Annotated in this window: 18 protein-coding genes; 7 read left to right on the top strand and 11 right to left on the bottom strand. The window is 72.1% G+C overall.

Features of this window, described 5'->3' with window-relative positions; translation table 11 throughout:
- Positions 1–81: 81 nt before the first annotated feature.
- Positions 82–1,395 carry a diacylglycerol/lipid kinase family protein gene (locus ACNYS0_RS34855; protein WP_422479442.1) on the top strand — a complete coding sequence of 438 codons (1,314 nt, stop codon included), beginning with the start codon at positions 82–84 and terminating at the stop codon, positions 1,393–1,395.
- Positions 1,396–1,399: 4 nt separating this feature from the next.
- On the opposite strand, the gene ACNYS0_RS34850 is transcribed toward ACNYS0_RS34855, so the two are convergent.
- A complete protein-coding gene (locus tag ACNYS0_RS34850) occupies positions 1,400–1,870 on the bottom strand; it encodes a DUF7144 family membrane protein (protein ID WP_422479440.1) in 471 nt (156 codons plus the stop codon).
- Positions 1,871–2,076: 206 nt separating this feature from the next.
- Here ACNYS0_RS34850 and ACNYS0_RS34845 point away from each other — a divergent pair, with 206 nt between their 5' ends.
- On the top strand, positions 2,077–2,346 hold the full coding sequence (locus ACNYS0_RS34845) for a hypothetical protein (RefSeq protein WP_422479438.1): 270 nt from the start codon (positions 2,077–2,079) through the stop codon (positions 2,344–2,346).
- A gap of 125 nt (positions 2,347–2,471) precedes the next feature.
- Entirely contained in the window at positions 2,472–2,927 is a 456-nt protein-coding gene (locus ACNYS0_RS34840) for a response regulator transcription factor (RefSeq protein WP_422479436.1), read from the top strand.
- 27 nt (positions 2,928–2,954) lie between these two features.
- Here ACNYS0_RS34840 and ACNYS0_RS34835 read toward each other — a convergent pair whose 3' ends face one another.
- From ACNYS0_RS34835 to ACNYS0_RS34825, 3 genes are all read right to left on the bottom strand, one after another.
- Positions 2,955–5,237 carry a helix-turn-helix transcriptional regulator gene (locus ACNYS0_RS34835; protein ID WP_422479434.1) on the bottom strand — a complete coding sequence of 761 codons (2,283 nt, stop codon included), beginning with the start codon at positions 5,235–5,237 and terminating at the stop codon, positions 2,955–2,957.
- Positions 5,238–5,403: 166 nt separating this feature from the next.
- A complete protein-coding gene (locus tag ACNYS0_RS34830; protein ID WP_399236511.1) occupies positions 5,404–5,889 on the bottom strand; it encodes a DUF1269 domain-containing protein in 486 nt (161 codons plus the stop codon).
- Positions 5,889–6,443 (bottom strand): DUF1269 domain-containing protein, encoded by a 555-nt coding sequence (locus ACNYS0_RS34825; RefSeq protein ID WP_422479432.1) that lies wholly within the window; start codon positions 6,441–6,443, stop codon positions 5,889–5,891. The genes ACNYS0_RS34830 and ACNYS0_RS34825 overlap by 1 nt, the downstream gene beginning before the upstream one ends.
- A gap of 132 nt (positions 6,444–6,575) precedes the next feature.
- On the opposite strand from ACNYS0_RS34825, the gene ACNYS0_RS34820 reads away from it, so the two are divergent.
- From ACNYS0_RS34820 to ACNYS0_RS34810, 3 genes are read left to right on the top strand one after another with little or no spacing between them, the layout of a single operon-like run.
- Positions 6,576–8,009 carry a hypothetical protein gene (locus ACNYS0_RS34820; protein ID WP_422479430.1) on the top strand — a complete coding sequence of 478 codons (1,434 nt, stop codon included), beginning with the start codon at positions 6,576–6,578 and terminating at the stop codon, positions 8,007–8,009.
- Positions 8,010–8,034: 25 nt separating this feature from the next.
- Complete coding sequence (locus tag ACNYS0_RS34815; protein WP_422479428.1) at positions 8,035–10,716, top strand: MGH1-like glycoside hydrolase domain-containing protein; 2,682 nt, start codon at positions 8,035–8,037, stop codon at positions 10,714–10,716.
- Between the two features lie 5 nt (positions 10,717–10,721).
- The gene (locus ACNYS0_RS34810) at positions 10,722–12,194 is read left to right on the top strand and encodes an alpha-amylase family protein (protein ID WP_422479426.1); all 1,473 of its coding nucleotides are present in this window, start codon (positions 10,722–10,724) and stop codon (positions 12,192–12,194) included.
- Positions 12,195–12,354: 160 nt separating this feature from the next.
- On the opposite strand, the gene ACNYS0_RS34805 is transcribed toward ACNYS0_RS34810, so the two are convergent.
- Genes ACNYS0_RS34805 through ACNYS0_RS34790 form a run of 4 tightly spaced genes read right to left on the bottom strand, consistent with a single transcriptional unit; the run spans position 12,355 to position 18,169 of the window.
- The gene (locus tag ACNYS0_RS34805; RefSeq protein ID WP_422479424.1) at positions 12,355–14,052 is read right to left on the bottom strand and encodes a SulP family inorganic anion transporter; all 1,698 of its coding nucleotides are present in this window, start codon (positions 14,050–14,052) and stop codon (positions 12,355–12,357) included.
- A gap of 7 nt (positions 14,053–14,059) precedes the next feature.
- On the bottom strand, positions 14,060–16,741 hold the full coding sequence (locus ACNYS0_RS34800) for a cation-translocating P-type ATPase (RefSeq protein WP_422479422.1): 2,682 nt from the start codon (positions 16,739–16,741) through the stop codon (positions 14,060–14,062).
- Complete coding sequence (locus ACNYS0_RS34795) at positions 16,738–17,709, bottom strand: polyphosphate kinase 2 family protein (protein ID WP_422479420.1); 972 nt, start codon at positions 17,707–17,709, stop codon at positions 16,738–16,740. Before ACNYS0_RS34795 ends, ACNYS0_RS34800 begins: the two co-directional genes overlap by 4 nt.
- Before the next feature lie 37 nt (positions 17,710–17,746).
- Positions 17,747–18,169, bottom strand: coding sequence for a DUF7144 family membrane protein (locus tag ACNYS0_RS34790; protein WP_422479418.1), 423 nt, complete (start codon positions 18,167–18,169; stop codon positions 17,747–17,749).
- A 255-nt stretch (positions 18,170–18,424) separates the two neighbouring features.
- Between ACNYS0_RS34790 and ACNYS0_RS34785 the strand changes: the two genes are divergently transcribed.
- Positions 18,425–19,774: an MFS transporter gene (locus tag ACNYS0_RS34785; protein ID WP_422482857.1), complete on the top strand. Its 1,350-nt coding sequence runs from the start codon at positions 18,425–18,427 to the stop codon at positions 19,772–19,774.
- Here ACNYS0_RS34785 and ACNYS0_RS34780 read toward each other — a convergent pair.
- From ACNYS0_RS34780 to ACNYS0_RS34770, 3 genes are all read right to left on the bottom strand, one after another.
- Complete coding sequence (locus ACNYS0_RS34780; protein WP_422479416.1) at positions 19,765–20,199, bottom strand: RDD family protein; 435 nt, start codon at positions 20,197–20,199, stop codon at positions 19,765–19,767. The two genes, ACNYS0_RS34785 and ACNYS0_RS34780, sit on opposite strands and share 10 nt — an antisense overlap.
- A complete protein-coding gene (locus tag ACNYS0_RS34775; protein WP_422479414.1) occupies positions 20,196–20,897 on the bottom strand; it encodes a hypothetical protein in 702 nt (233 codons plus the stop codon). The genes ACNYS0_RS34780 and ACNYS0_RS34775 overlap by 4 nt, the downstream gene beginning before the upstream one ends.
- A 78-nt stretch (positions 20,898–20,975) precedes the next feature.
- Positions 20,976–21,320, bottom strand: a complete 345-nt coding sequence (locus ACNYS0_RS34770) for an STAS domain-containing protein (protein ID WP_422479412.1) — start codon at positions 21,318–21,320, stop codon at positions 20,976–20,978.
- Between the last annotated feature and the right edge of the window lie 12 nt (positions 21,321–21,332).

Here is a 21,332-nt window from a genome sequence, read left to right as displayed (position 1 = left end):
CGCCGCGGCGTCACCCCGCCGGTGTGAGCTCGCCTTCCGGGGGTGAGTCCGCGGCGGCGCACCGGTCGCAGACTGCCGGTCATGGAAGCGACGACACAGGGGCGGGGGCAACGGTGGCTGGCGCGTGCGTCGTTGGCCGCCGCGGCGGGCGCCGTGCTGGTCCTGGCCGCCTTCGCGGGGATGCGGACCTTCGCGCTGCTGGGCGCGGGGGTCCTGGGGACGGCGGTCACGGCCGCCGCCGTGTGGTGGGTGCTCAGCAGGCGGGGCCCGGTGCGGTATCTGGCGCTGGTCCTGGCGCTCGCCGCGCCGGTCTGGGTGCTGGTCGCGTACGCCCGCGCGCACCTGGTGTGGGTGGTGCTGGTGTCGGGCGCGCTGTGGCTGCTCGCCGCGGGGGCGGGCCGGGCCTCGCTCGGGCCGCGCTCGGCCCCTGCCCCGATGCCCGAGTCGGCGGCGCCCGCGGTCCACCGGCCGGTGCTGATCATGAATCCGCGCTCGGGCGGCGGCAAGGTCGACCGCTTCGGGCTGCGCGCGAAGGCCGAGCGACTGGGGGCGGACGTCGTGCTGTTGGAGGGCCCCGAACCGGTCGACGTGGCGGCGCTCGCCCGGGAGCGCGCAGCCGCCGGGGCGGATCTCCTCGGCGTCGCGGGCGGCGACGGGACGCAGGCCCTCGTCGCGGATGTCGCCGCCGAGTTCGGCCTGCCGTTCCTGGTGATCCCCGCGGGGACCCGCAACCACTTCGCCCTCGACCTGGGCCTGGACCGCGAGGACCCGGCCAAGGCGCTGGACGCACTGGCCGACGGCGTGGAGCTGCGGGTCGACCTCGGCCGGGCGGGCGGCCACCCGTTCGTCAACAACGTCTCGTTCGGGGCCTACGCCGAGGTGGTGCAGAGCCCCGCCTACCGGGACGGCAAGACCCGGACCACCCTCGATCTGCTGCCGGACCTGCTCACCCGGCACAAGGGCCCGGAGCTGACCGCGCGGGTCGGCGGGCACGAAGTCGCCGACCCGCAGGCGCTGTTGGTGAGCAACAACCCGTACGGCGCCCACGACATCGCGGGTCTCGGCCGGCGCACCCGCCTCGACGGCGGCGTCCTCGGCTGCGTCGCCGTGCGGGTCACGAGCGCCGCGCAGGCCGCCGGGCTGCTGCGGGGCGGCCGGTCCGCCGGTGTGACGACGCGGACCGCCGACTCGGTGGTCGTCGACGCCGACCGGGAATCGATCCCCGTCGGCCTCGACGGCGAGGCGGTGCGCATGGACGTCCCCGTGCGCATCGAGGTGCGGCCCGGCGCGCTGCGCGTGCTCGTGCCGAGGCAGCGCCCGGGCACCTACCGGGAGCGCCCGCCGCTGGACTGGCGCGGCGTCACGTCCCTGGCCCTGACGGTGCGGCGGCCCTGAGCCCCTAGAGCGGAGCCCCGTAGACCTTGTGCGCCTCACGGTGTCCGTACATGGCGAGGGACCAGATCACGAGGATGTCGAGGGCGATGAGGATCGCCGACCACACGGGCTGGTACGGGGTGAAGAAGAAGTTCTCCAGCGCGCTCATCGCGGCGATCGTCATGACGACGATCCGCGCCCAGGTGCGGCCGCTGAAGAGACTGACCGCCGCGGCGAAGACGATGACGCCGGTGATCATCTGCACCCACCCGCGGGCGTTGGTGTCAAAGTCGAACGCGTAGTCGTGCTGCGCTTGGTAGTAGTTGTCGTTGAGCACCGCGGAGAGACCGGCGATCGCGTGATACGCGCCGATGAGGCCCATCACGAACGCGGCGAAGACGACTCCGCCGACGACACCCACGTTGACGCGGGGCGGCGGTTGGGGCCCGCCGGAAGGGCCGGAGCGCGCCGGGCCCGGCGACATCTGCTCGGTCATGTCGAACCTCCTTCTCGACGGCCGCGGCTCGATGTCCGCGGGGCCGATGGAACCGGAGCATGCGGCCCGCACCGCCCGGCCCGGTTCACCCGCAGCGGATGAGCCCCGCTCCGCGCGCGGCTGTCACCCGTCCGAGGTGATGCCCCCGGCGGCGCGGTCGCCGGGAGAATGGCACGCGGGGTGACGCTCGCACTGGAGGTGACGTCATGGGCGGGTCACACACGGGTCCGCGCCGCGAGCCGGCCAACACACCCTCCGGCGGCGGCGACTTCGAGATCCACGTCAGGGGCAGGCTCGGCGAGGCCTTCCGCTCGGCGTTCGGAGAGCTGACGGTCGTGCTGCGCCCCGCCGAGACGGTCCTGGTCGGCGCGGGGCTCGACCAGGCCGCCCTGTACGGCATCCTCGACCGCATCCAGGGCCTCGGCCTCGAACTCCTCGAGGTCCGCCGGATCCCCGGCCCGCGCGACAGGTCCTAGGGGCCTGTCGGCTCTGATAACGAAGTCGTACCGCCCCGAAAACGGCGCGGAAGGCCCCTATCGCCGCCGACCCCGCGCACCGCACCGTGGTGGGGTGATGCCCTCCACATGGGGAGGTGAGGGGCATGCCCACAGCACTGTGCCCACGCACGGTCGACGAACCAGGCGGCACGGGGCAGGTATCGGCGCTGCGCCTTCAGCTGAGCACGCTCACCCAGGAGACCCGGGCGGCCGATGCCGCCCTGACGACCTGCCTGATGTGGGTCGCCGGAGTCCTGGTGGAGATCGCCGGGGACGTGGCCGATCCACGGGCGGCCGGTGCGCTGGTGCACCGGGCATCGGCCGCGCTCGCCGCGGTGCCCGTCCCGCCGGGGAACGGTCCGTCGCCGCAGCCGCTGACCAGCCGCGAACTCGCCGTACTGCGGCGGTTGCGGGAGGAGGTCTCGCTGCGGCAGATCGCGGACGGTCTCTACGTCTCGCACAACACGGTCAAGAGCCATACCCGCTCCGTGTACCGCAAGCTGGGCGCACGCTCGCGCGCCGAAGCACTGCTCCGGGCCCAGGAGTTGGGGCTCGTCTGAGGCGCGCCCAGGACCGGAGCCCTCACCTCACAGGATCTGGAGCTCGCGGGCCCTGCGCACCGCGGCCGAGCGGCGGGACACGGCCAGCTTGCGGTAGACGCTCTTGAGGTGTGTCTTCACCGTGTTGACCGAGAGGTACAGCTCGTCGGCGATCTCCTCGGTGGTCATCATCTGCGCGAGCCGGTCGAGGACATCGCGTTCACGGGCGCTGAGCCGCTCGGCGGGAACCTCCGCGAGCGGGTCCCGCTCCGGCGGCGCGGCGGCACCGGCCCGGCGCGGCCGCGCGGGGTTCAGCAGCCGCGCGCAGGTCGGCGCGAGCGTCCGCTGCACCGTCTGCGGCAGCCGGGAGACCGTCACCGCGCTCGCGACGGCCTCGGCGCCCCGGACGCCGCGCTCCACCGCGGCCGCGATCCGGGCGGCGACGCCGCCCAGTTCGGCGAGGAACGTGTCGGAACAGTGCCCCAACGCGCTGTCGCTGTGCGCCAGTTCGCGCCGGGCCCGGCCGTGCTCGCCGCGTGCCAGAGCGCCCCAGGCGCGTACCAGGTGCAGGGTGGCGCGCGAGGGTTCGCCCGCGGTCCACGGCGGCATCGGCGGCTGCACGGCCTGGGCCGTGAGCTCGTCCGCGGCCCGGAAGCGGCCGCGCAGCGCCTCCAGGAGCGCGAGTTCGACGAGGCAGTCCCGGCGCAGCGCGCCGTTCCCCGCGGCGCCCGCCGCCTTGAGCCCCCGCGTGAGGGAGACCTGGGCGGCCTTGAGGCTGCCGGCCCGCAGCTCCCCGCTGCCCCGCACGGCCAGGGTGAGGGCCGGGATCTCGGGTCGCTCGGCCAGCAGGGTGTGCGGCACCTGCGGTCCGACCGCCTCCGCGTCGGCCGCGGCGTCCCCCGCTCGGCGCGGATCGCGGCAGCGCAGCCGTTCCATCCGGATCACGGCGTGGGCGAGGCGGCACCGCGCGACGCGGTCCTCCTCCCCCGCCGGCAGTCGGTCGAGGAGCTCGGCGGACCGCTCCAGGTTCCGCACGCACGCCTGGTCGTCCCGGCGGGTCCTGGCGACGGCCGCCGCGAGCAGCACGGACTCCGGTTCGTCGGCGGACAGTCCGTCGGCCGGCTGCCGGCCCGCGTCGACGGGCAGCCGGGTCCTGGCCAGGCCCAGCACCTGCCCGATCGCCAGGCGGTGCACGATGAGCCGGGCCGCCTCGTCCCAGTCGCCCGCGGCGAGCAGATGGCGCACGGCGTCGGCGAGCAGCCCCTGCCCGGCGAGCCACGCGGCGGCCGTGCGGTGCAGCGGGGCCACCAGGCCGGGCGTCTCGTGCCGCAGGCAGGTCCGCAGCACGTCGGCGAACATCTGGTGGCAGCGGTACCAGCCCTGCCCCACGGGCCGCAGGAAGGAGTTCTCCCGGACGAGCCCCGCGAACAGGACGCCGTCCGCGTCGCCGGCGAGTTCGGCGGCCAGCTCGGCGTTCACCCGGTCCAGGATGCTCGTCGTCAGGAGCAGCCTGCGCATGCCGGGCGACTGCTGGTCGAGCACCTCCTCGACCAGATAGCTGGAGATCGCCTCGTCGTCCCCCGCGAGCTGCTCGATGAACCCTTCGGGGTCGCCGCGCCGTTCCATGGACATCGCGGCGAGCCGCAGGCCGGCGGCCCAGCCGTCCGCCCGCCGCCGCAGCGTGCTGACCGTCTGCTTCGTGACGTCGATGCCGTGCTGGGCCAGGAGGGCCGCGGCCTCCCGGTCGTCGAAGGCGAGGTCGGCGGTGCGTACTTCGGCGACCTCGCTGGTGAGCCGCCCGCGGTACAGGTGCAGGGGCGGGTCGCGGCGAGCGAGCACCACGAGGCGCAGCTTGTCGGGGGCGTGCCGGAGCAGGTGGGTGACGCCTCGGGCGATCGGTGAGTCGAGGGCGGGCTGGAAGTCGTCGAGGACCAGGACCGACGGTTCCTCCTGCCCGTTGAGGCAGGCGGCGAGCGTCGCGACGAGCAGCGGCCCGTCCTCGCTCGCGGCGGGTTCGGGCACCTCGACGCCCGCGGCGCGCAGCGCGCCGGACACCCGCTGCCAGAACACCCCGGGGTGCTCGGCGGGCCCGTCGCAGGTGACCCAGGCGAGCGGCCAGGGCGGGCGCCTGGTGTGCGCCCATTCCAGGGCGAGGGCCGTCTTGCCCGCGCCCACGGGGCCGACGACCACGGTGAGCGGTCCGCGCACACCCCTGGCCAGTTGGCCGGTGAGCCGGGGCCGCGGCACGATCCAGTCGGGCAGCGCGGGGACGGAGTCGGCGTGTTCCTGGCCGTGCTCGCCGTCCGGCGCGCGGTGTGACCACTCGGCCATGGTGCCCCTCGCTTTCGCAGCGCTGTGGACCCACACCCCCGTATGGGAGGCAAGTGTGGGGCCGGGAGCGTCACGTCCGGCACATGCCAGGCGCCATCTCACCCGGGTGAAGTTCCCGGGTGGGACGGCGCGTCGGCAGGGGGGTGACCCGTGGGCCGACCGGCGACTACTTGGACTGGAGGGCCTCCACCAGTTCCTCCTCGCGGTCCTTGGTGAGGGAGGTGTGGATCACGGTGGGGCCGAAGGGGCGCAGCGCGTCCCGCACCCGGTCCGGTGTGGTCCGCCGGACGAGCGCGAACACGGCGGCGCGGCCGGGTTCGAGGGCGTGGGCGGTCTCCTTGACGAAGGCGTCGTTGATGCCGATGTCGGTGAGCTTGCCCGCGGCGGCTCCGGTGGCCGCGCCCACGGCGGCGCCGAACACCGGCATCAGGAAGAGCATTCCGAACAGCGCGCCCCACAGGGCGCCGCCGGCCGCGCCCGCCCCGGTGGTGCTGTGCGTCTGGTGGACGTGCATCTTGCCGTCCATGGTGCGCCAGGCCACCACGGCGTCCTCGAGCTCCAGCAGTTCCTGCCGGGACAGCTCGCCGGCCAGGCGCAGCACCGATTCGGCCTTTTCCTTGTCCGAGAATCCGAGTACGACGAGTTCGGCCATCAGGTCCTCCTGGGACGGTTGCCGGGTTTGGGTACGGGAGTGGGTTTCGGGGCGACCGGATCGCCCAGGCGCTTGGCCGCGGCGGCGAGTTCGACGGCGACGGGCTCCAGGGCCTCCTCGGTGAGGAAGCCCTCGGCGACGGGCACCCCGCCCGCGTCCCTGACCGCCTTGCGCAGGTACTTCGCCCAGACGTGTTCGAGCAGGATGTACGCCGCCGACGTGCCCGGGTCCTGGGAGTCGGCCATCTCCCGGATGTCATCGGTGCTCAGCCCGAACGCATTGCCCTCGGCCAGGCTCGGATACGTGTCCTGCACGGCGCGGATCCGCTCCTTGGAGATGCCGAGCAGGGCGGCGACGGTGTCGCCCATCCCCTCCTGCTGGAAGTCGAGGGAGAACAGGCCGCCACCGGGCTCCTTGGCGACGAAGAGCATGTCGAGGACGCGGATCTGTTCGTTCGCCTCGAGGATCGCCAGTTCCTCGACGATCCGCCCCTCGAACTTGGCCTCGGGCCCGAACTCGATGGTGAGCAGCTGGACCGGTCCGATGACCGCCATGGCGTCTCCCTCCGACTGCCTACGGAATCTCCACCGGCATCACAGCGACGCCGCCCGCGCCGCGCGTCACCCGCCGTAGGTGAGCACCGCGCCCCCGCCCGCGGCGACGCTGACCGCGGGAGGTGCCACGCCATGAGCGATGAACAGGCCCCCGGCCCCGCGCAGTCCCCGTCGGGCCCGCCGTCCGCCACCGACGCGGAACTGGAACGGCTGCGCGCCGAGGTCGAGATGTTGCGCGACCGCGCCGGCACCCAGCGCAGGCGCCGCGCCCGGACGTTCGTGATCCGCCGCACGATCGCCGCGATCCTCATCGCGCTCGTCGCGGTGCTCGCGGTCACCTCCGTGGTGGGCGTGTGGGGTTCGCGGACCACCCTGAACACGGACCGCTGGATCGCCACCGTCGGCACGCTGCCCGAGGACCCGAAGGTGAACGCCGCGGTCTCCACGTACCTGGCGGACGAGATCTTCGACCAGCTCGACGTGGAGCAGCGGCTGGCCGACGCCCTGCCGCCGCGCGCCTCGTTCCTCGCGGGCCCTGTGACCGGGGCCGTGCACGACTTCATGCGCGAGAAGGTCTCGCAGCTGATCGCGAACGAGCGGTTCCAGGAGCTGTGGCGGACCACGAACCGGTTCGCGCACGAACGCATCGTCGCCCTCCTGGAGAAGCGCAACGAGAACGTCCAGGTGAAGGGCGACACGGTCACGCTCAATCTGCTGCCCGTGGTCAACAACCTGCTGGGCTCCCTGGAGACCGAGCTCCCTTCCGTCTTCGGCAAGAAGATCGACCTTCCGACGCTGTCCTCAGGTGAGCTGCCGCCCGGACTGCACCAGCGGATCGAGAAGGCCATCGGCAAGGACCTGCCCGAGGACTTCGCGCAGATCCGCCTCTACAACCGGCACACGCTCAGCCAGCTCCAGGACGCGGTCGTGCTCTTCAAGCGCGCCCTCGTGGGCCTGCTCATCGCCGTCCCGGTGCTGCTCGCCCTCTCGCTGTGGGTGTCGCCGAACCGCCGCCGCACCCTGCTCCAGCTCGGCCTGTGGCTGGTGGTGACGGTCACCGTGCTTACGGCCGTCCTGCGGGGCGTGCGCGACCAGTTGCTCGGCCAGTTGCCGGAGGGCGTCTACCGCGAAGGGGCGCGCTCGGCGCTGTGGACCATCTTCACCACGCTGCGGGAGCGGGGCGATCAACTGCTGTGGCTCGGCGTCGCCATCGCCGTCCTGTGCTATCTGGTCGGCCCCGGACGGCTGCCGTCCGCGCTGCGCCGGTGGACCGTGCAGGGCGCCCGCGCCACCGGACACGGGTTCACGAAGGCGGGCGAACACCTGGTGAGCAACCGGCAGTTGCGTCCGTGGCTGGCCCGGCACGCGGACGTGCTGCGCGTCGGCGGCGCCGTCGTCGCCGCCCTGGTGTCGATCCTGCTGTCGTCGTGGACCGCGCTCCTCGTCATCGCCGTGCTGCTCGCCGCGTACGAGATCGTGGTCACGCTCGCGGCCCGCGAAGGCAGCTCACCCCCGGAAGGTGAGGCGCCCCCTCGGCCCCCTGCCGAGACTGGCGCCCCGGGCTGACCGAGGGGCACTTGGGAGGGTTCGCATGAAGAAGGAATCGCGCGTCGGGCCGACCGGCGACGGGGGCGGACGCGCTCGACTGTGGGGTCCGTACCTGAGCGAGCGGCAGTGGGGAACGGTGCGCGAGGACTACAGCCCGGGGGGAGACGCGTGGTCGTACTTTCCGCACGACCACGCTCGCTCCCGCGCCTACCGGTGGGGCGAGGACGGCCTCGGCGGCATCAGCGACGAGAAGCAGCGCCTGTGTCTGGCCCTCGCCCTGTGGAACGGCCGCGACCCGATCCTCAAGGAGCGCGCCTTCGGCCTGACCAACGCGGAGGGCAACCACGGTGAGGACGTCAAGGAGTACTACTTCTACCTCGACGCCACGCCCAGCCACTCCTACCTGAAATACCTGTACAAGTATCCGCAGGTCCCGTACCCGTACAACGACCTCGTGGCCGTCAACGGCTCGCGTTCCCGGCAGGAGTTCGAGTACGAGCTGCTCGACACCGGGGTCTTCGCCGGGCAGCGGTACTTCGACGTGACGGTGGAGTACGCCAAGGCGGACCACGACGACATCCTGATGCGGATCACCGTCGACAACCGGGGCCCGGACGAGGCGACGCTGCACGTGCTGCCCACGCTGTGGTTCCGCAACACCTGGTCGTGGGGCGAGCACGCGAGCACGGCGCCGAAACCCGTGCTGCGGGCGGCCGAGGGGCCGCGCGCCACCCGCACGATCCGCGCCGACCACCCGGAGCTCGGCAGCTACGACCTGCGCTGCGACGCCGCGGCCGAGCTGCTGTTCACGGAGAACGAGACCGACAAGGGGCGCCTGTTCGGCACGGCGAGCGACACCCCGTACGTCAAGGACGGCATCGGGCGCCACATCGTCGAGGGCGAACCGCACACCGTCAACCCGGCGCAGGAGGGCACCAAGGCCGCCGCCCACCACACACTCACCGTGCCCGCCGGCGGGTCCGAGACGTTGCGGCTGCGTCTCGGACCCGCCGGTGCCCAGCTCACCCTGGCCCGCGGCTTCGACACGGTGTTCCGCGACCGGATCGCCGAAGCGGACGCGTTCTACCGGGAGCTGACGCCGAAGGGCGCCGGCGAGGACGAGGCGCGGGTGTTCCGGCAGGCGCTGGCCGGGATGCTGTGGTCCAAGCAGTACTACGCGTTCGACCTGGAGACCTGGCTGGCCGAGCACGAGACGACACCGTGGAGCCTGCCACGGCCCGGAGTGCGCAACCGCGAGTGGTTCCACATGGTCAGCGACGACATCGTGTCGATGCCGGACAAGTGGGAGTACCCGTGGTTCGCGGCCTGGGACCTCGCCTTCCACGCGGTGGCCCTGGCGGTTGTCGACCTCGACTTCGCCAAGCAGCAGCTCGAACTCCTGCTGCGGGACTCCTTCCTGCACCCCAACGGCCAGATCCCGGCCTACGAGTGGAGCTTCGGCGACGTCAACCCGCCGGTGCACGCCTGGGCCGCGTACTTCGTCTACACGGTGGAGAAGGAGACGACAGGACACGCCGATCACGCGTTCCTGGAGCGCACCTTCCAAAAGCTCCTGACGAACTTCACGTGGTGGGTCAACCGCAAGGACCCGAGCGGCCGCAACGTCTTCCAGGGCGGCTTCCTCGGCCTCGACAACATCGGCGTCTTCGACCGCAGCGCGCCGCTGCCCACCGGCGGTTCCCTGGAGCAGGCCGACGGCACGGCGTGGATGGCCCTGTACTGCCAGTCGATGCTCCAGATCGCCCTCGAACTCGTCGAGCACAACGAGACGTACGACGAGCTGGTCCTGAAGTTCGTCGAGCACTATCTGTGGATCTCCGCGTCCATGGACCGGCTCGGCGATCTCGGCGACGAGCTCTGGGACGAGGAGGACGGGTTCTTCTACGACGTGCTGCGGCTGCCGGACGGGCAGGCGCAGCGCCTGAAGGTCCGTTCGATGGTCGGCCTGCTGCCGCTGTGCGCGTCCACGGTCTTCCAACCGCAGCAGCTGGAGCGTCTCTCCGGGCTCGGCGAGCGGTTGCAGCGGTTCGCCGCGCGCCACCCGTCGCTGTCCGTGACGCTGTCCCAGGCGCAGGCCGGAAAGCCGGGCGGCCCCCGGCTCCTGTCGGTCGTCGACGAGAAAAAGCTGGTCCGCGTGCTGTCCCGGGTCCTGTCGGAGGACGAGTTCCTGAGCCCCTACGGCATCAGGGCGCTGTCCAAGTACCACGAGGAGCACCCGTACACGTTCTGGGTGCACGGCGAGGAGTACAAGGTCGGCTATCTGCCCGCCGAGTCCGACACCGGCATGTTCGGCGGCAACTCCAACTGGCGCGGCCCGGTGTGGCTGCCGATGAACGTCCTGCTCATCCGGTCCCTGCTGCATCTGTACGGCTTCTACGGCGACGAGCTGACCGTGGAGTGCCCGACGGGCTCCGGGGTGCGCATGAACCTCTTCGAGGTCGCCGAGGAGATCTCGAAGAGGCTCACCCGGATCTTCCTGCGCGACGAGGACGGCCACCGCCCGGTCTACGGCGGCCAGCCGCTGTTCCGCGACGACCCGCACTGGCGCGACCTCATCTCGTTCTACGAGTACTTCCACGGCGACAACGGAGCGGGCATCGGCGCCTCGCACCAGACGGGTTGGACGGGTCTGGTCGCCGCCCTGATGAAGATCTTCGGCACGCTCGGTCCCGACGCCTTCCGGCCGCGGTCCACGAGGAGGTAGCAGCGATGGCCGCTTCACCGGCACAGCCCGTGATCCACGAGGTCAACACCCGGGTGTGGCTGCGGGAGACGGGACGCAGGCTCGGCCGCGATATCGGCCTCGCGGACGTGCCCAAGGACATCTGGGACGAGATCACCCCGTCCGGGGTCGATGTCGTGTGGCTGATGGGCGTGTGGGAGCGCAGCCCGCAGGGGCGTGCCATCGCCCTCCAGAACCCCGCGCTGCGGGCCGCGTTCGAGGCGGCCGTCCCCGGCATCGGCGAGCAGGACATCGCGGGCTCCCCGTACTGCATCCGCCGCTACGAGGTGGACGGGGCGCTCGGCGGGGCCGTCGGCCTCACGGCGGCGCGCGCCGAACTCGACCGGCGGGGCGTGGGGCTGCTACTCGACTACGTTCCGAACCATGTGGCCCCCGACAGCCCGTGGGTGGGCGAGTACCCGGAGTTGTTCGTGCGCGGCGACGCCGAGGATCTGCGCCGGGATCCGGACGGCTTCCTGGACACGGGACGCGCGGTGCTCGCGCGGGGCCGGGACCCGTTCTTCCCGCCGTGGCCCGATGTCGTCCAACTCAACGCCTTCGCACCTGAGTTGCGCCGCTCGACCGTCGAGATCCTGGACCACATCGGCCGGTTCTGCGACGGCGTGCGCTGCGACATGGCGATGCTGCTGACGAACGACGTCTTCGAGCGCACCTGGGGCGAGCGGGCCGGGAAGCGTCCCGCGGAGGAGTTCTGGGTCGAGGTGCTCGGCGCCGTGCACCGCGAGCGCCCGGACATGCTGTTCGCGGCGGAGGCGTACTGGGACCTCGAATGGGCGCTCCAGCAGCAGGGCTTCGACTTCTGCTACGACAAGCGCCTCTACGACCGGATCCTCGCGCACGACGCCGCGTCGGTGCGGGCCCATCTGGGCGCCGACGAGTCGTACCAGCGCCGGCTCGTCCGCTTCCTGGAGAACCACGACGAGCCCCGCGCGGCGCACACCATGGCCCGGGACAAGGAGCGCGCGGCGGCCGCCCTGATCGCCACGCTGCCCGGCGCGACGCTGTGGCACGAGGGCCAGTTCACCGGGCGCCGCGTGCAGCTCCCGGTCTTCCTCGACCGGCGCCCCGACGAGCCGGCCGACGACGAGCTGCGCTCCTTCCACGAGCGGCTGCTCTCCGCCGTGCATCACAGCGGCATGCGCACGGGGAGCTGGCGGCTCCTCGACTGCGCGGGCTGGCCGGACAACGACTCGGCGGCGGCCCTCATCGCGTCGTGCTGGACGGGCCCGGCGGGCCGCTTCCTGTCGGTGGTCAACCTCTCCGGCCACCGGGCGCAGGGCCGGGTCCGCCTGCCGTGGCCCGAACTGGGGCCTTCCACCTGGCAGTTGACCAGCCTCCTCGGCACGGACCAGTACGAGCGCTCGGGCGCGGAGCTGCTGGACACGGGGCTTTACGTGGACCTGCCGGCGTGGGGCACGCACCTGCTGGCCGCAGGCTGAGCCCACCCGGCGTTACGGCCTCGGGGCTCCGCCCCGGACCCCGCGCCTCAATCGCCGGCGGGGCTTGATTTGCTCAACCGGCGATTGGTATTTCGAGCCCCTGCGGCGATTGAGCAGCGGGGTCCGGGGCGGAGCCCCGCGAGCGCAACGCCGGTGGGGCTCACCATTCCGACCCGGCCCGGGCCCGGTACGCCTCCACCGCACCCTCCACCGTGGGGAAGAACGCGTCGGGCCCGAACGTCCGCGCCAACCCGTACCGCTCCACCTTCCGCCGCACCGGATCCTTCAGCTCGGCGAACACCAGGTCCACACCCCGCCCGCGCAGCGCCTCGTCCAGTTCCTCCAGGACATCCGCCGCCGTCGTGTCGACATCCGTGATCGGCTCCGCGGCGACGACCACGCACCGCGTCTCCGCCTCCCGCCGCACCGCGTGCAGCACCTCGTCCCGGAACGACTTCGCGTTGGCGAAGAACAGCGGCGCGTCGAAGCGCAGCAGCACGAGGCCCGGCAGGAGCTGCGCGCCGGGGTGCGAGCGCACATCGTGGTAGCCCTCAAGTCCGGCCACCCGCCCCAGCACCGTGCTGTACGGCCACCACGCCCGCCGGAACACGTTGAGGATCGAGAGCCCCACCGCGACGGCGATCCCCGGCAGCACCCCGAGCAGTGCGACGCCGAGGAACGCCGCCGTGCACAGCCAGAACTCGGCCTTGCGCTGCCGCCACAGCCGCCCCGCCCCCGCCAGGTCGGCCAGCGACAGGGACGCCGTGATGACGACGGCGGCGAGCGCGGGCTGCGGCAGGTCGCGGAACAGGCCGGGCAGCAGGACGAGCATCAGCAGGATCAGCGCCGCCCCGACCAGTCCCGTCAACTGCGTCTTCGCGCCCGCCCGTTCGGCCACCGCCGTACGCGACCCGCTCGTACTCACGGGGAAGCCCTGGAAGAGCCCCGCGGCCGCGTTCGCCGCGCCGATGGCGATCATCTCGTCGTTGCCGCGGACCTCCTCCCCGCTGCGGCTCGCGAACGCGGAGGCGTTGGAGATCGTGTCGGCGAGAGAGACCAGGGCGATGCCGAGGGCGCCCACGAACAGCGGGCCGAGGTCGTCCCAGCGGACGTCGGGGACGGTGAAAGGCGGCAGCCCCTCGGGCAGCCGGCCGACCAGTTTCACCCCGTGCTCCCCGAGGTCGAACGCGACGGTCGCGCCGATGGCCAGCACCACCATCACGAGCACGGCGGGCACCTTCGGCACCAGTCGTTGCAGTCCCAGGACGAGGACGATGCAGCCGCCGCCCACGGCCAGCGCCGCCGGAACCAGCGCGCCGTCGGCCAACTTCTCCACCAGGGCGTCCAGTTCGCCGATCAGGCCGTCCGCGTCCACGGAGAACCCGAACAGCTTCGGCAGCTGGCCGACGAGGATGGTCAGGGCGAGGCCGTTCATGTAGCCGATCATCGTGGGCTTGGAGATGAGGTCGGCGATGAAGCCCAGACGCGCCACGCCCGCCAGGATCGTGATCGCGCCGACCATCAGGGCGAGCACCGAGGCCAGGGCGACCGCGCGACCGCTGTCGCCGCCCGAGGCGACCAGCGGCAGGATCGTCGCCGCGATCATCGGTCCGAGCGAGGAGTCGGGCCCGAGGACGAGAATCCGGGAGGGGCCCGCGACGGCGTACGCGAGCAGGCACATGACCGACGTGTAGAGCCCGGTGATCGCCGGAAGCCCGGCCAGCTCGGCGTACGCCATGCCCTGCGGCACCAGGAGCGTGGTCAGGACGACGCCCGCGACGAGGTCCTTGACCAGCCAGGAACGCCGATAGGCGCGCAGCGTCCTGACACCGGGCGGCAACGGCAGGCCCTTGGGCACCGCGAGGTCACCTCCGTCGGGCGATGAGCTTGCCCAGTTCCCACAGCGCGAGGAGCGCGAGGGCCGGCAGCAGCGCCCAGCCGAACTGGCCGATGTGCAGGGGGACGGTGTCGAGCAGCCGGTTGAAGACGTCGGTCTGCGTGACGAGCACGGCGAGCACGAACTCGCCGAGGATCGTCCAGTTGAGCTGCTTGCTGTCGAAGGTGTCGACGGTGAGCGCGGTCCCGGTCTGGCTGCGGCACTCGACGGCGGCCACGATCAGGCAGAGCGCGAACGCCGCGAACGCGATGGAGTTGCCGATGCGGGTGCTGTCGTAGCGGGCCTCCCCGAGCTTGATCAGGCTCAGCAGCGCGACGGCGATGCCCGCGCCCACGAGCCCCACCGTGAGCATCAGCGCCGGGGTCATCACCGGTTCGCCGCGCGGTCGCGGGCGCCGCGTCATGAGCCCCGTGCCGACCCGGTCGAAGCCTAGGGAGAAGCCGAAGGCCGCGTTGACGACGAAGTGGATCCACAGCACCTGCGCGGGGTTGAACGGCTCCGCGTCGGCGATGTTGAAGAGCGAGGCGCCGAGGAACGTCAGGACGAAGACGACCAGCAGGATCAGCACGAAACGGATGTACTTGGTGAGGTTGTCGTAGATCTTGCGGCCCTGCTCGACCGCGTGAATGATCGTGGCGAAGTTGTCGTCGGACAGGATCATCCGCCCGGCGTTCTTCGCGACCTCCGTGCCGGAGCCCATGGCGACGCCGATGTCGGCGGCCTTGATTGCGGGCGCGTCGTTGACGCCGTCGCCGGTCATGGCGACGACGTCGCCCTTCTTCTTCAGCGTCTCGGCGAGCAGCACCTTGTGCTCGGGCGCCACCCGGCCCACCACCCCGATCCGGTCGATGCGCTCCAGCCGCTCGTCCTCGGACAGGGCCGCGAACTCGGCGCCGAGGACGGCCTCTCCGCCGATCCCGATCTGCTCGGCGATCGCCGCGCCGGTGATGACGTCGTCGCCGGTGACCATGCGTACGCGGATGTGGGCGGCCTGCGCCGCGGCCACGGCGTCCTTGGACTCGGGGCGCGCGGGGTCGACCATGCCGACCAGGCTGGTGACCCGCAACTCCCGTACGACGTCGAGGAGATCGGCGTCCGGGTCGAAGGTCGCCGGGTCCAGGTCGCGCGTCGCGGCGGCCATCACCCGGCGGCCCGCCCGCTCCATCCGCTCGACCTCTTCGTCGGCCCGGCCGCGCAGCGCGGCGTCGAAGGCGATGTCGGCCCCGTCCGACAGCGCCGTCGTCGTCCGCGCGAGCACGGCCGGTGCCGCCCCCTTGACGAAGCAGCGCACGACGGGCCGACCCTGCCCGTCGTGCGCCGCATGGAAGGTGGCCATCAGTTTGTACGCGGGGTCGAACGGCAGGGTCGCGAGGAGGGGCAGCCGCTCTCGTGTGGCGGCCACGTCGAGGCCCGCCTTGTGGCCGAGGACGAGCAGCGCGCCCTCGGTGGGGTCGCCCACGACCTCGCCGTCGACGAGCGAGGCGTCGCTGGCGACGAGGTAGGGCAGGATCGCGTCCTCGATGCGGGGCGAGCTGCCCGCGGCATGGTGGATCCTGCCCTCCAGGCCGTAGCCGGTGCCCGAGACGGTGTACCGGTCGAAGGCGTCGACGACCTCGACGACCGTCATCTGATTCATCGTCAGGGTGCCGGTCTTGTCGGAGTTCACGGCCGAGGTGAAGCCCAGCGTCTCCACGGACGGCAGGTCCTTGACGATGGCGTTGCGCTTCGCGAGGTCGAGACCGCCCATCGACAGGATGGTCTGCGTGACCGTCGGCAGCGCCTCGGGCACGGCGGCGATGGCGAGGGACACCGCGCTGATGAACAGCGCGTCCCAGGGCTCGTCGCGACCGCGGCCGAGCGCGAACATCACGACCATGGTGAGCGCGGCCGCCCCGACGATCCACAGGGTGAGCCGGTTCAACTCCTTGGACAGCGGGGACATCTCACGCTTCGTCGCCGTCAACATGCCGGAGATGCGCCCGAGTTCGGTGTCGGCCCCGGTGGCGGTCACGAGCAGCAGCCCGCTGCCGTGCGTCACCGGTGTCGTCATGAACGCCATGTCGCTCTGCTCGGCCGGGCCGAGTTCGCCGCCGGGCACCGGGTTCGCGTCCTTGGCCACGGGTACGCTCTCGCCGGTGAGCGCCGACTCGTCGATCTGGAGCGCGGTCGCCGCGACGAGCCGGCCGTCCGCCGGGACCTCGTCCCCCGCCGCGAGCAGCACCACGTCGCCGACGACCACGTCCTCCGCGGGGATCTCGGCCTCCCTGCCGTCCCTGCGTACGCGCGCGGTGGCCTTCGTCATGGCCTTCAGGGCGTTCATGGCGCTGTCCGCCTTGCCCTCCTGGCGCAGGCCGATGACCGCGTTCACGACGGACAGGGCAAGCAGCACCACCGCCGTGCCCCACTCCTGGATGACGAGCGACACGATCGCGGACGCGACGAGGATGAGCTGCATGTACGAGGTGAACTGGCCCAGGATGCGGGTCAGCAGCGGTGTGGGCTTCTCCTCGGGCAGGGCGTTGGGCCCGTCCTCGGCGCGCCGCGCGCTCGCCCGGTCGGTGTCGAGTCCCGCGGCCGGGTCGACGCCGAGCTCGCGGGCGACCGACTCGGCGGGCTCGGCGTGCCACAGGTGCGCCGGCGCGGCGGTCACCGGGCCCGCCTCCCGGCCGTGTACGGGTCGGCCGCGGCCCCGGCCGGCGCCTCCTTCTCCAACTGCCTTTTCTCCAGCTCCAGTTCGTGCCGGGTCTCGTCGTCGATGACGGGGTACTGCGGATCGATCTCCATCAGGGTGTGCGCGAGTACGGCCGCCGCGCAGATCCGCGCGTACCACTTGCGGTCGGCGGGCACGACGTACCACGGGGCCCAGCGGGTGCTCGTGGCGGACAGCATGTCCTGGAAGGCCTCCTGGTAGTCGTCCCAGCGGGCCCGCTCACGCGCGTCCGCCGCCGAGAACTTCCAGTTCCGCTCCGGTACGTCGATGCGCTTGAGGAAGCGGACCCGCTGCTCCTCCTTGGACAGGTTCAGGAACAGCTTGACGAGCCGGAAACCGTTGTCCGTCAGGTACCGCTCCCACTCGTTGATCTCGCGGTAGCGCCTGCGCCACAGCGCCTTGCCGCTCTGCTTGCGGCCCGGAAGCCGCTGGCGGTCCAGGAGTTCGGGATGCACCCGCACCACGAGGACCTCCTCGTAGTGGGAGCGGTTGAAGATGCCGATCTCGCCGCGGCGCGGCAGCGCGCAGGAGTAGCGCCAGAGATAGTCGTGGCTCAGCTCGTCGTGCGAGGGCACCTTGAAGCCCGCCACGCGCACACCCTGCGGGTTCACGCCGCTCATGACATGACGGATCGTGCCGTCCTTGCCGCCGGCGTCGAGGGCCTGAAGACACAGCAGTACGCCGTGCGTGCCCTCGGCGGCCAGCCTGCGCTGGTGGTCGGCGAGCAGGTCGACGCCCTCGGCCAGCAGTTCCCTGCCCTGCCGCTTGTTCTTCAGGCCCGACTTGCTCGTGGGATCGAAGTCCTCGGACAGGTGCACCTTCGCTCCGGGCTCGACCCGCAGGGGTGCGATGAACTCGGCGATCCGCTCGGCCCGCTTGTCCTTCGTGCGCGCCCGTCCGTCCTTCATGAGCCACCTCGGTCCGTGTCCGCCGCGGTCCCACCGGTCAGTACAGCGTGTCCCGCTTCACCACGCACAGGCCCCAGATCACGAGCGCGTTCAGCGCGATCAGGGTCAGGGACCAGAACGGGTAGTAGGGGATGGAGAGGAAGTTGCCGATCAGGATCAGGACGGCGAGGATCACGCCGAGGATCCGGGCCCATTTCATCGCGACGAACAGGCCGAAGCTGACGATCACGGCGGCCGCGCCGAGGATCATGTGGATCCAGCCCCAGGCCGTGAGATCGAACTCGAAGGTGTAGTCGGGCGTCCGGAGGAAGACGTTGTCCTTCAGGACCGCCATCAGGCCGCGGCAGAAGCCCATGGACCCCGAGATGAAGAGCATCACCGCCGCGAAGACGGTCAGCCCGCCGGCGGCCGCTTCCTTCGCGCTGCCCATGCCGTGCTGCGAAGTGGTCGAGGTGGCCATCACAGGTCCCCCAAAGGTTGAGGAGGGTGCCGATTGCACCGCTGTGCCGCCGAGTGTCATGGCCCCGAGGAGCCCGGTCGTCACCCTTCGGGGGTGACGACCGCGCGGGGCCCTGCCCGGAGGCTGTCGGGGGTCAGGGCCGCGAGCTGAAGCGAGGCGATGAGCGTGGCGAGCACTCCCGAGGCCGCCGACGGCCGAAAGCCGCCGGCAGGACCCGACGACGGCCGCGGCCCGGACCGCGGCAGGCAGCGCCGCATCCTCGCACCGCTCGCGCTGGCCCAGTTCATCTGCAGTTTCGCCGGGTCGAACATGAACGTGATGATCCACGACATCAGCAAGGACCTGGACACCACCGTGCAGGGCGTACAGACCGCGATCACCATCTTCCTGCTGGTCATGGCCGCGCTGATGATCCCCGGCGGAATCCTCGCCGACCGCTACGGCCGCAAGCGCTGCCTGGTCCTCGGCCTCGCGATCTACGGGGTCGGGGCGCTGCTCAGTGCGGCGGCGCCCGGCCTCGGCGTGCTGATCCTGGGCAACTCGATCCTGGAGGGCGTCGGCACCGCCCTGCTGATCCCGCCGGTCTACATCCTCACCACGCTCCTGTTCACCGAAGTGGCGGCCCGCGCCAAGGCGTTCGGCACGATCATGGCCTTCGCCGGCATCGGCGCCGCCACGGGTCCGCTCCTCGGCGGGCTGATCACCTCGGCGATCAGCTGGCGGGCGGCGTTCGTGTTCCAGGCGGTGGTGATCGCGGCCATCATCCTGCTGAGCCGCGGCCTCCACGACCCCCTCCCGCCCGACCGGGAGCGCGAGTTCGACACGGTGGGCGCGATCCTCTCGGCGACCGGGCTCGTCCTCGTGGTCCTCGGGATCCTCGTGGCGGACGACAACGCCTGGCTGATGGGCGGGCTGCTCCTGCTCGGCGCGCTCGTCCTGCTGGCGTTCTTCCGCTGGGTGCGCAGGCGGGAGCGGACCGACGCCCAACCCCTGCTCCCCACCCAGCTGTTCCGCGTCCGGACGTCGAACCTCGGCCTGATCACCCAGCACACCCAGTGGCTGATGCTCATGGGGGTGTCTTTCGTGGTCGCCGCGTTCCTCCAGGTCGTGCGCGGATACAACGCCATCGAGACCGGTGTCATCTTCACCGCGTCGACCGTGGGCCTGCTGATCAGCTCGCTGGGCGCCGAGCGGTTCGCCAAGCGCCGCGAACAGCGCAGCCTCATCATGGCGGGGTTCATCGTCACGGTGTGCGGCATCGGCGTCCTGCTGACCGTGGCCCACGGCCACCCGAAGGCGTGGGCCTCCACGCCCGGCCTCTTCCTGATCGGCCTGGGCCTCGGCCTCATGCTCACCCCGTCGGTCAACGTGGTGCAGTCCAGCTTCTCCGAGGACCTTCAGGGCGAGATCTCCGGCCTGTCCCGCAGCGTGTCCAACCTGGGCTCCTCCGTGGGCACCGCGCTCGCCGGCACGATCCTCGTCGCCGATCCGGCCATCGGCCCCTACGCCGTCGCGCTGGTGGTCCTCGCGGTGATCGGTCTCGGCGGCCTCTGGGCGGCGGCACTGCTGCCACGGACACCGCCCGCACCGGAGCCTCATGCGTAGTCCCGGTCGTACGTCACCGTGGAACGCACCACGAGGTCCTGCAACGCCGCCCGCCGCCTGCTGAACGGGATCCAGAGGAGCCCCAGCGGCAAGCTCACGGACAGCGCGGCCCGCGCGAGGGCCCGCACCGTCCGCAGCCGCCGCCCCTCCCGGTCCGTCACGCTCACACCCATCAGCCGGCCGCCGGGCGTGGCCCCGACCACCGCCCACGAACCACCGAGATAGCAGACCGCGAAGGCCCAACCGACGGGCCCCGCGATCCAGTGGGGAACGTCGGGCAGCTGGAACGGCGGCCCGACGACCATCAACCGCGCACAGCCGGCGCCGACTTCGACGACCAGGGCGATCAGGGCGAGCACGAGCGCGTCGACCAGGGCGGCGAGGCCACGCGAGACGATCCCGGCGGCTTCCCGCCCGCCGGTCATGGCGATCGCTCGTCGCCGCTCCCGGCTCGCCGCAGCATCCTGTCGGCGAACCGGCCGACGCTCCGGTCCCCACGCTGCCCGAGCGCCCGCACCGCGTCGACCGCCTCCACGGTGAGCCCTCCCCCGGTGTCCCGCACGATCCGCCCGAGATCGATCTCCCGCAGCACCCCACGGGTGATGCCCACCAGATCGAACCGCACGAGCACGGCGTCGACGTCGAGCCTGGCGGCGATCCGGTCGACGTCGATGCGGCTCGCGACCCGGTCGACGTCCACGCGCGCCGCGACACGGTCCACGTCCACCCGGTCCGCCACATCGTCCACATCCACGCGCCGGGCCACCCGGTCCACATCCACCCGGTCCGCGATGGCGTTCACGTCGACGCGGTCGGTCACCGCCGCCACGTCCACCCGCGCGGCGATCGCGTTCACGTCGACCCGGGCGACGACCGCCGCGACATCCACCCGCGCCGCGATCGCGTCCACGTCCACGCGCGCGGCGACCCGCCCGACGTCCACCCGGTCGGCGACCCGGTTCACGTCCACCCGCTCGACCAGCTCGTCCAGGTCCAGGCAGTCGAGCACCAGCCCGACCGACCGCCGGACGACCACCCGCGGCACCTTCCCCAGCACACCGAGCGCACCCCGCGCCATCCGGCCGACCACCGCCACCGCGCCGTCCGTACTCACCTCGACCATGCCGTGACCGAAGCAGGCGGCTGCGCGCCCGGCATCCTCCGTGACGGGTGAGTGCCGCCCGCCCGTGGGCGTATCGCCTCAACGCCCCTCGGCCCGGGGCAGTTCGAGCGCCGGACGGCGGTCCCCGGCGAAGCCGAACGCCACGCCGCGCTGCGCGGCGAGCAGACGGGCGAGCCGCAGCACGCTGAGCCCGCTGACGCCGAGGTCCCGCACCTGCCGCAGGTCGACCACGACACCCGCGCCGCCCGGCCGGATGGCCCCGTGCAGCACCCGCCCGATCCGCGCCTCCGCGGCGGGACCGATCGCCGCGCACACCTCGATCACCACACAGTCCGCGACGCGCCGCACCACGACGGGCGCGGACTCCGTCCGGGACGCCACGGCCTTCGGCCGACGGACCACGAGCGGAACGTTCCATGTCATGAATGAGTCCCC

It is taken from the genome of Streptomyces anthophorae, assembly GCF_049310305.1.
In the GTDB taxonomy this organism is placed as follows: Bacteria; Actinomycetota; Actinomycetes; order Streptomycetales; family Streptomycetaceae; genus Streptomyces.
Note: the sequence above shows the minus strand (reverse complement) of the source record. Positions and strands in the feature narration are given on the sequence as shown.

Coding starts and splice junctions, on each gene's coding strand:
- ACNYS0_RS34825 (WP_422479432.1), bottom strand. CDS start 6,443: ATGGCGGTCATCGGACCGGTCCAGCTGCTCACCATCGAGTTCGGGCCC.
- ACNYS0_RS34790 (WP_422479418.1), bottom strand. CDS start 18,169: ATGGCCACCTCGACCACTTCGCAGCACGGCATGGGCAGCGCGAAGGAA.
- ACNYS0_RS34830 (WP_399236511.1), bottom strand. CDS start 5,889: ATGGCCGAACTCGTCGTACTCGGATTCTCGGACAAGGAAAAGGCCGAA.
- ACNYS0_RS34835 (WP_422479434.1), bottom strand. CDS start 5,237: ATGGCCGAGTGGTCACACCGCGCGCCGGACGGCGAGCACGGCCAGGAA.
- ACNYS0_RS34780 (WP_422479416.1), bottom strand. CDS start 20,199: ATGACCGGCGGGCGGGAAGCCGCCGGGATCGTCTCGCGTGGCCTCGCC.
- ACNYS0_RS34820 (WP_422479430.1), top strand. CDS start 6,576: ATGAGCGATGAACAGGCCCCCGGCCCCGCGCAGTCCCCGTCGGGCCCG.
- ACNYS0_RS34775 (WP_422479414.1), bottom strand. CDS start 20,897: ATGGTCGAGGTGAGTACGGACGGCGCGGTGGCGGTGGTCGGCCGGATG.
- ACNYS0_RS34855 (WP_422479442.1), top strand. CDS start 82: ATGGAAGCGACGACACAGGGGCGGGGGCAACGGTGGCTGGCGCGTGCG.
- ACNYS0_RS34840 (WP_422479436.1), top strand. CDS start 2,472: ATGCCCACAGCACTGTGCCCACGCACGGTCGACGAACCAGGCGGCACG.
- ACNYS0_RS34850 (WP_422479440.1), bottom strand. CDS start 1,870: ATGACCGAGCAGATGTCGCCGGGCCCGGCGCGCTCCGGCCCTTCCGGC.
- ACNYS0_RS34815 (WP_422479428.1), top strand. CDS start 8,035: ATGAAGAAGGAATCGCGCGTCGGGCCGACCGGCGACGGGGGCGGACGC.
- ACNYS0_RS34810 (WP_422479426.1), top strand. CDS start 10,722: ATGGCCGCTTCACCGGCACAGCCCGTGATCCACGAGGTCAACACCCGG.
- ACNYS0_RS34845 (WP_422479438.1), top strand. CDS start 2,077: ATGGGCGGGTCACACACGGGTCCGCGCCGCGAGCCGGCCAACACACCC.
- ACNYS0_RS34795 (WP_422479420.1), bottom strand. CDS start 17,709: ATGAAGGACGGACGGGCGCGCACGAAGGACAAGCGGGCCGAGCGGATC.
- ACNYS0_RS34770 (WP_422479412.1), bottom strand. CDS start 21,320: ATGACATGGAACGTTCCGCTCGTGGTCCGTCGGCCGAAGGCCGTGGCG.